This is a genomic window from Hydrogenophaga sp. (assembly GCF_035481345.1).
Classification (GTDB): Bacteria; Pseudomonadota; Gammaproteobacteria; order Burkholderiales; family Burkholderiaceae_C; genus Hydrogenophaga.
Window position 1 is genome coordinate 1 of the sequence record NZ_DATIGV010000144.1, and the last position, 7395, is coordinate 7395.

The following is a 7395-nucleotide window of genomic DNA, read 5'->3' on the forward strand; positions in this document are numbered from 1 at the left end:
GCAGGGCCGCGGCGCGCTCGTCGGCCGACGCGGCGAGGCGGTTGATGGCGGCGATGCGATCGTCCGTGTCACCCCGCGCCACCGCGAGCGCGTCGGCCGTGCTCAGCGCATGGGCCGGCCAGGCCAGGCAACACCAGGCCGCCAGCGCGGCACAACATCGAACGAACACACCCCGCATCACACCTCCGCGCCGGCTTACTTGGACGCGACCTTGGCCGCCTTCGTGGGCACGTTCTTCTTGCCCTTGTTCTCGGCGATGTAGTCGCTCCACGGGTCGGCCACGACGGGGCCCGGGGTCTTCCACACCACGTTGAACTGGCCGTCGGCGCGCACCTCGCCGATGAACACCGGCTTGTGCAGGTGGTGGTTTTCCTTGTCCATGGTGGAGATGAAGCCGCCCGGGGCCTGGAAGGTCTGGCCGTACATGGCGGTGCGCACCTTGTCCACGTCCGTGCTCTTGGCCTTCTCCACCGCCTGCGCCCACATGTTGAAGCCGATGTAGGTGGCCTCCATCGGGTCGTTGGTGATGGGCTTGTCCTTGTGGCCGGCGATGTTCTTGGCCTTGGCGTAGTCGCTCCACTTCTTCACGAAGGCGGTGTTGGCCGGGCTCTTGATGCTCATGAAGTAGTTCCAGGCGGCCAGGTGGCCCACCAGCGGCTTGGTGTCCACGCCGCGCAGCTCTTCTTCACCCACCGAGAAGGCAACCACGGGCACGTCCTTGGCGGAGAGGCCGGCGTTGCCCAGTTCCTTGTAGAAGGGCACGTTGGAGTCGCCGTTGATGGTGGAGACCACCGCCGTCTTCTTGCCTTCGGCCGAGAACTTCTTGATCTTGGCGATGATGGTCTGGTAGTCGCTGTGGCCGAAGGGTGTGTACTCCTCCATGATGTCGGCGTCGGCCACGCCCTTGCTCTTGAGGAAGGCGCGCAGGATCTTGTTGGTGGTGCGCGGGTACACGTAGTCGGTGCCCAGCAGCACCCAGCGCTTGGCGGAGCCGCCGTCCTTGCTCATCAGGTACTCCACCGCGGGAATGGCCTGCTGGTTGGGCGCGGCGCCGGTGTAGAACACGTTGGGGCTGAGTTCCTCGCCCTCGTACTGCACGGGATAGAACAGCAGGCCGTTGTTCTCTTCCACCACCGGCAGCACCGACTTGCGGCTCACCGAGGTCCAGCAGCCGAAGATCACGGCGACCTTGTCCTGCGTCAGCAGCTGCTTGGTCTTCTCGGCGAACAGCGGCCAGTTGGAGGCCGGGTCCACCACCACGGGCTCGAGCTTCTTGCCCAGCAGGCCGCCCTTGGCGTTGATCTCGTCGATGGCCATCAGCACCGTGTCCTTGAGCACGGTTTCCGAAATGGCCATGGTGCCCGAGAGGCTGTGCAGCACGCCGACCTTGATGGTCTCCTGCGCGTGGGCGCTCAGGCCGGTGAAGCCGAGCGAGGCGACGGTGGCGGCCACCGCGAGGGTCTTGAGCGTCAGGCGACGCGGTTGAGAGGTGTTCGACGACATGGCGCTTCTCCAGCTGAATCCGTTGAGGGCCCCCGGGACGGGAGTTCGTACCGCCTGACACACGAGCGCTTGGGCCCATGTCGGCGGTCGGAACGGATGCTAGGGAGAGGGGGCGGTGGCGTATGTACGCCGGGTGGCGTATGACGGGCCATGAAAGTCACCGAACCGGCGCGGGCGACGGGTCACTCACACGGCGCCTGCGTTCTTGCAGGCCATCTCAACCAAGGACCTCATGATTTCCCGACAATTTCCCATCAACCAGAAGGTGCGCGCGACCTTGACCCTCCAGGCCGTGACCCGCGCCACCCGCTTCACGCCCCCGACCGATGCCCACAAGCCGGTTCTATGGGTGATCGCACTGGGCACCCCGGCGCCCGAGCAGCAGGCCCTGCTGGCGCACTTCGAGACCCAGGCCGAGACCCTGGGTTACAGCGCCGGCTTCATCGAAGCGGGCACCGACACCCAGGCGCTGCTCGGTGTCATGAAGGAAAACTTCAAGAATGACAGGGTGCTGGTGCTCAACACCGACGCCCCCGCCGAGATGGTCGACGCAGTCAATGACTACCTCGCGGATCGCTCGCAAACCCTGAGGCCCGCCGGTGCAGCCCATGGCATCGCGGTGGCGACGAAAGAGGCCCAGGCCTGGCGCGCCCTCGATGAGCTTCCACCGGTGGCCAGCGCGGGTCCCGAACCATGGACCGTGGCGCAACTGGAGTCGGCGCTCAGTGCTCTGAACGTCTCCGGCGCCGTGGGAAGCACGCCCCCGGCTGGCAGCGGTGTCCCGGACGACTTCGACCTCTTGTGGCAGCGCCACCAGGATGTGGCCCGAGGCATCGAGCGCATGAAGGCCGCAGGGCTGCTAAGCCATGTCCCGGACGAGCTGGCGTCCAAACTGGTGGCGTTCGAGATCACCATGGCCTACTGGATCGCCAAGATGCAGCAACTCGCTGACGCCAACGGCGGCCGTTCAGGCTGAAGCCCAGGGAGCCGTCACGGCGGTCGTCACCACCGAGGACCGGCTGATGCCTGCCCGGCGGGGCACAGCCCTCACCCCGCCGGCGCCTCCAACTGCCGCACCCGCTGGATCGCCATCGCCGCCGCCGCCGTGCGCGTCTCCACGCCCATCTTGGCGTGCACGCGCTCCAGGTGCTTCTTCACCGTGGCGGGGCTGGCGCCCAGGATGTCGGCGATGTCGCGGTTGATCTTGCCCTTGACGACCCAGTAGAGCACCTCGGCCTCGCGCGCGGTGAGGCCGAAGGCCTGCGACAGCGCGCTGAAGGCCGATTCGTCCGAGCTCTCCTGCATCACGATCAGCCAGTCGCCCTGGCCCAGTGGGTCGCCGTCCTCGTCGCCCACGCGCTGGTGCAGGCGGAAGGTGAGGCGGCGGGGGCCGTTGTCGATGGTGAGGCGCGGCGGCTCGCGCAGGGCCTGGGCCTCGGCCAGGTGGCGGCGCAGCCATTGCAGCACGGCCTCGGGCGCGTGCACCGCGTCGCCGCCGCAGTGCTGGCGCAGCAGGTCTCGCGCCAATGGGGTCTGCCAGAGCAGGCGGCCGTCGCTGGCGCGCACGGTGATGGTGGCGTAGCCGAAGGCATCGAGCGCGTGGCGCGCCTGGCTGCGCTCCAGCGCGCCCTCGCGCGCCTGCCGCGCCTGGCGCAGGTGCAGGCCCATGCGGGCCATCACCTCGCGCGGTTTGATGGGCTTGGTCACGTAGTCCACGCTGCCGGCGGCGAACGCGGCCTCCAGGTGCTCGGTCTCGGTCAGGCCCGTCATGAAGATGATGGGAATGCCGGCGGTGGCCGGGTCGGCCTTGAGGCGGCGCGCGACCTCGAAGCCGTCGATACCCGGCATCACGGCGTCGAGCAGCACCACGTCGGGCAAGGCCTGCCGGGCGCGGCGGATGGCGCTCTCACCGTCGAGCGCGACGAGCACGGTGTAGCCCGCACCATCCAGCGCGTCGTGCAGGGGCGCCACGTTGTCGGGCACGTCGTCGACGATGAGCACCACGCGGTGCTCGCCGCGCGGCAGCCGCGCGGGCAAGGGGCTCGGTTCGAGGGCGTCAGACATGGCCGTGCACGAGCTGGTGTTCGATGGCCTCGAAGCGGAATTCGCGCGCCAGTGCGGCCAGCGAGGTCGCGAGGCCGGCGCGCTCGGGGTGGCGGCGCACCCAGTCGTCCAGCCACTGCAGGATGCCGCGCGTGTAGCCCAGGCGCACCAGTTCGAGCAGGGGCTCGATCTCTTCGCGCGCGGGCCGCGCCGCCGTGGCGGGCGCGGGCGGGGATCGGTCATCGACCGGCGCCTCGCTCCAGCGCAGGTCCAGGCGCCGCGCGAGCCAGGTCAGCAGTTCCGAGCGCCGCACCGGTTTGACGAAGAAGTCCTGCGGTGGCAGCGCCTCGCCGGGGTCCAGCTCGCTGTGCAGGCCCTTGTCGAAGGCATTGGCCGAGACGACGGCCAGCGGCACGCCGGCCCAGCCGCCGGCACGCAGGCGCCGCCGCGTCTCCCAGCCGTCGATGCCGGGCATGGCGAGGTCGAGGAACACCGCGTGCGGGGCGCCCGGATCGCCGGGCTGAAGGCCGGCCAGCAGCGCCAGCGCGTGGTCGCCGCTGCGCGCCAGTTGCACCTCGAAACCCAGCGGCTCCAGCCAGCGCTGCAACAGCTCGCGGTCGGCCTCTTCGTTGTCGACGACGAGCACGCGCCGCGCCGCGCCCTCGTAGCCCAAGGGCTGCTCCACGCGCTCTCGCACGGGCAGAGCGCCCTGCATCTCGGGCAGGAACAGGCGCACGGTGAACACGCTGCCCTGGCCGGGAGCGCTGCGCACGGTGAGTTCGCCCCCCATCAGGTCGGTGAGCATCTTGGCGATGGTCAGGCCCAGGCCCGTGCCGGTGACTTCCGCGCCGCCCTGCCCGCGCGCGAAGGGCTCGAACACGCGCTCCACGTCGCCGTGGCTCATGCCCGGGCCGGTGTCGTGCACCTCGAACTGCGCCATCTCGCGCGCGTGGCGCACGCGCAGGCGCACCTCGCCGGTGCGCGTGAACTTCACCGCGTTGCCCAGCAGGTTGATGAGGATCTGGCGCACGCGCTTCTCGTCGGCGCGCACGGCCTCGGGCAGGCGGCCATCGGTGTCGTAGACGAAGCGCAGGCCTTTGGCCGCAGCCTGCAATTCGAACAGGCCCGCCACCTCCGCCAGCGTGGCCGCAAAGGCCATGGGCTTCACGTCGAGCGCGAGCTTGCCCGACTCGATGCGCGCGATGTCCAGCGTGCCTTCGATGAGCGAGAGCAGGTGCTCGCCGCCGCGGTGGATGACGCGAATGGCCTGCGCGCGGTGGGGGGCCAGGCCGCTGTCTTCCTGCAACAGTTGCGCGTAGCCCAGGATGCTGTTGAGCGGCGTGCGCAGCTCATGGCTGATGGTGCTGATGTAGCGCGTCTTGGCCTGGTTGGCCTGCTCGGCCGCGTGGCGCGCCTGCTGCAGGGCCTCGTCGGTGCGGCGGTGCGATTCGATCTCCTGCATGAGCAGCCGCGTCTGCCGGTTCGACTCCTCCTGCGCGACCTCGCGGCTCTTGTGGGCCAGCACCAGCCACCACGCGACAGTGGCCGCGATCAGCAGCAGCACCGCGTACACGCGCAGGAAGCCCGATCGCAGCGCGGTGTCGAGCATGGAGGCGCTGCCGCCGATCTCGATCGCCAGGGTCTGCACCTCCTGGCGGTACAGCAGGCCCAGCACGGCGGCCAGCAGCGGCGCCACGATGAGCATGAGCAGCAGGTAGTGCGCCAGCCCAGCGTCCAGGTAAGGCCACATGCGCTGCGGCAGCAGGTGGCGCAAGGCGTCGCTCCACTGCACCGACAGGCGCGCGTGTGGCTTGCACAGGTCGCCGCAGCGCGCGTCCAGCGTGCAGCACAGCGAGCAGATGGGGCCCTGGTACGCCGGGCAATGCGCCATGTCCGGCCCTTCGTAGGTCTGCTCGCAGATAACGCAGCGCTGCGGCACCAGGCGCGAGTAGCCACCCGGTTCGGCGCGACGCGCGATATAGAAGCGTCCCTTCGTGGCCCAGGCGATCGCTGGCGCCGCCACGAATGCCGTGACCATGGCGATCACCGCCGAGAAGGCCTCGGCCGTCGGTCCCATCACCCCCATGTGCGCGGTGATCGACACCACCGAGGCCAGCACCATCGCGCCCACCCCCACGGGGTTGACGTCGTACAGGTGGGCGCGCTTGAACTCGATACCGGGCGGGCTCAGCCCCAGGGGCTTGTTGACCACCAGGTCCGCCACGACGGCCATGATCCAGGCGATGGCGATGTTGGAGTACACGCCCAGCACCTGGCCCAGGGCCTGGAAGACGTTCATCTCCATCAGCAGGAAGGCGATGAAGGTGTTGAACACCACCCACACCACGCGGCCCGGGTGGTGGTGCGTGAGCCGCGAGAAGAAGTTGCTCCAGGCCAGCGAGCCCGCGTAGGCGTTGGTGACGTTGATCTTGAGCTGCGAGACCACCACGAACAGCGCCGTGGCCGCCACCGCCCAGCCGTAGGGCATGAGGAAGTCGTACGCGGCGAGGTACATCTGGTTCGGGTCCACCGCGCGCTCGGCGGGCACCATGTGGCGGATGGCCAGGAAGGCCAGCAGCGCGCCGCCCAGCATCTTGAGCACGCCGATGACGACCCAGCCCGGCCCGCCCGCGACGACGGCCGCCCACCAGCGCCAGCGGCGCCCCGGCTGGGGCGCCGGCATGAAGCGCAGGTAGTCGGCCTGTTCGCCCATCTGCGTGATGAGCGCGATGCCCACGGTGAGGGCGGCACCAAACAGGTGCCAGTCGAACCCCATCGCGGTGCCCGACGCACCTGCATAGTGCACCACCTCGCGAAATGTCCCGGGCGCGTGCACGGCCACGGCCACGAAGGGCACCACCATCATCACCAGCCACAGCGGCTGGGTCCACATCTGGAAGCGGCTGATGACAGAGACACCGTGCGTCACCAGGGGGATCACTACCAGCGCGCAGATGAGGTAACCCCAGGCGGGCGGGATGTCCAGTGCGAGCTCCAGCGCGTAGGCCATGACGGCGGCCTCCAGCGCGAAGAAGATGAAGGTGAACGAGGCGTAGATGAGCGAGGTGACGGTGGAGCCGATGTAGCCGAAGCCCGCGCCGCGCGTGAGCAGGTCCATGTCCACGCCGTGGCGCGCCGCGTAGACGCTGATCGGCAGGCCCGCCAGAAAAATGATCAGCCCCGTGACCAGGATGGCCAGGGCCGCGTTGGTGAAGCCGTAGGTGACGAGCAGCGTGGCGCCCACGGCCTCCAGCACCAGGAAGGACGCCACGCCGAAGGCCGTGTTGGCCACGCGCCATTCGCTCCACTTGCGAAAGCGCTGCGGCGTGAAGCGCAGCGCGTAGTCCTCCATGGTCTCGCTGCCGACCCAGCTGTTGTAGTCGCGCCGCACCTTGATGATGCGCTGGGGCGCGTCGGGCGGGCTCGGCGTGGGGACGGCGGCGGTGTCGGCGGAGGCGTTCACGGGGGTGGCGGTGCAGCTTTCATGCCATTACCCTCGCCGGGTATGCGTCTTGCTGACCGACGCTGGAGGAGAACCGCCGAACATGGACCTGACCCCGCGCGAGAAGGACAAACTGCTCATCTTCACCGCCGCCCTGCTGGCCGAACGCCGCAAGGCCCGCGGCCTCAAGCTCAACCACCCCGAGGCCATCGCCCTCATCACCGCTGCCGTGATGGAGGGCGCGCGCGACGGCAAGACCGTGGCGCAACTCATGAGCGAGGGACGCGCCGTGCTCACGCGCACCGACGTGATGGATGGCGTGGCCGAGATGATTCCCGACATCCAGGTGGAAGCCACCTTTCCCGACGGGACCAAACTGGTCACCGTCCACCAACCCATTGCCTGAA

The 7395-nt window shown here is 69.1% G+C and carries 5 protein-coding genes; 2 read left to right on the forward strand and 3 right to left on the reverse strand.

The features are described 5' to 3' along the window. Window positions 1-195 precede the first annotated feature (195 nt). On the reverse strand, window positions 196-1503 hold the full coding sequence (urtA, locus tag VLG41_RS15385; protein WP_325350276.1) for an urea ABC transporter substrate-binding protein: 1308 nt from the start codon (window positions 1501-1503) through the stop codon (window positions 196-198). 205 nt (window positions 1504-1708) lie between these two features. Between urtA and VLG41_RS15390 the strand changes: the two genes are divergently transcribed. After that, on the forward strand, window positions 1709-2479 hold the full coding sequence (locus VLG41_RS15390; RefSeq protein ID WP_325350277.1) for a hypothetical protein: 771 nt from the start codon (window positions 1709-1711) through the stop codon (window positions 2477-2479). A gap of 71 nt (window positions 2480-2550) precedes the next feature. On the opposite strand, the gene VLG41_RS15395 is transcribed toward VLG41_RS15390, so the two are convergent. Both VLG41_RS15395 and VLG41_RS15400 read right to left on the reverse strand, forming a co-directional pair. Next, window positions 2551-3567 (reverse strand): response regulator transcription factor, encoded by a 1017-nt coding sequence (locus VLG41_RS15395; RefSeq protein ID WP_325350278.1) that lies wholly within the window; start codon window positions 3565-3567, stop codon window positions 2551-2553. Then, window positions 3560-7009, reverse strand: a complete 3450-nt coding sequence (locus tag VLG41_RS15400) for an ATP-binding protein (protein WP_325350279.1) — start codon at window positions 7007-7009, stop codon at window positions 3560-3562. The genes VLG41_RS15395 and VLG41_RS15400 overlap by 8 nt, the downstream gene beginning before the upstream one ends. A gap of 82 nt (window positions 7010-7091) precedes the next feature. On the opposite strand from VLG41_RS15400, the gene VLG41_RS15405 reads away from it, so the two are divergent. Continuing rightward, window positions 7092-7394 carry an urease subunit gamma gene (locus tag VLG41_RS15405; protein WP_009519965.1) on the forward strand — a complete coding sequence of 101 codons (303 nt, stop codon included), beginning with the start codon at window positions 7092-7094 and terminating at the stop codon, window positions 7392-7394. Window position 7395: the final 1 nt, after the last annotated feature.

Coding starts and splice junctions, on each gene's coding strand:
- urtA (WP_325350276.1), bottom strand. CDS start 1,503: ATGTCGTCGAACACCTCTCAACCGCGTCGCCTGACGCTCAAGACCCTC.
- VLG41_RS15395 (WP_325350278.1), bottom strand. CDS start 3,567: ATGTCTGACGCCCTCGAACCGAGCCCCTTGCCCGCGCGGCTGCCGCGC.
- VLG41_RS15405 (WP_009519965.1), top strand. CDS start 7,092: ATGGACCTGACCCCGCGCGAGAAGGACAAACTGCTCATCTTCACCGCC.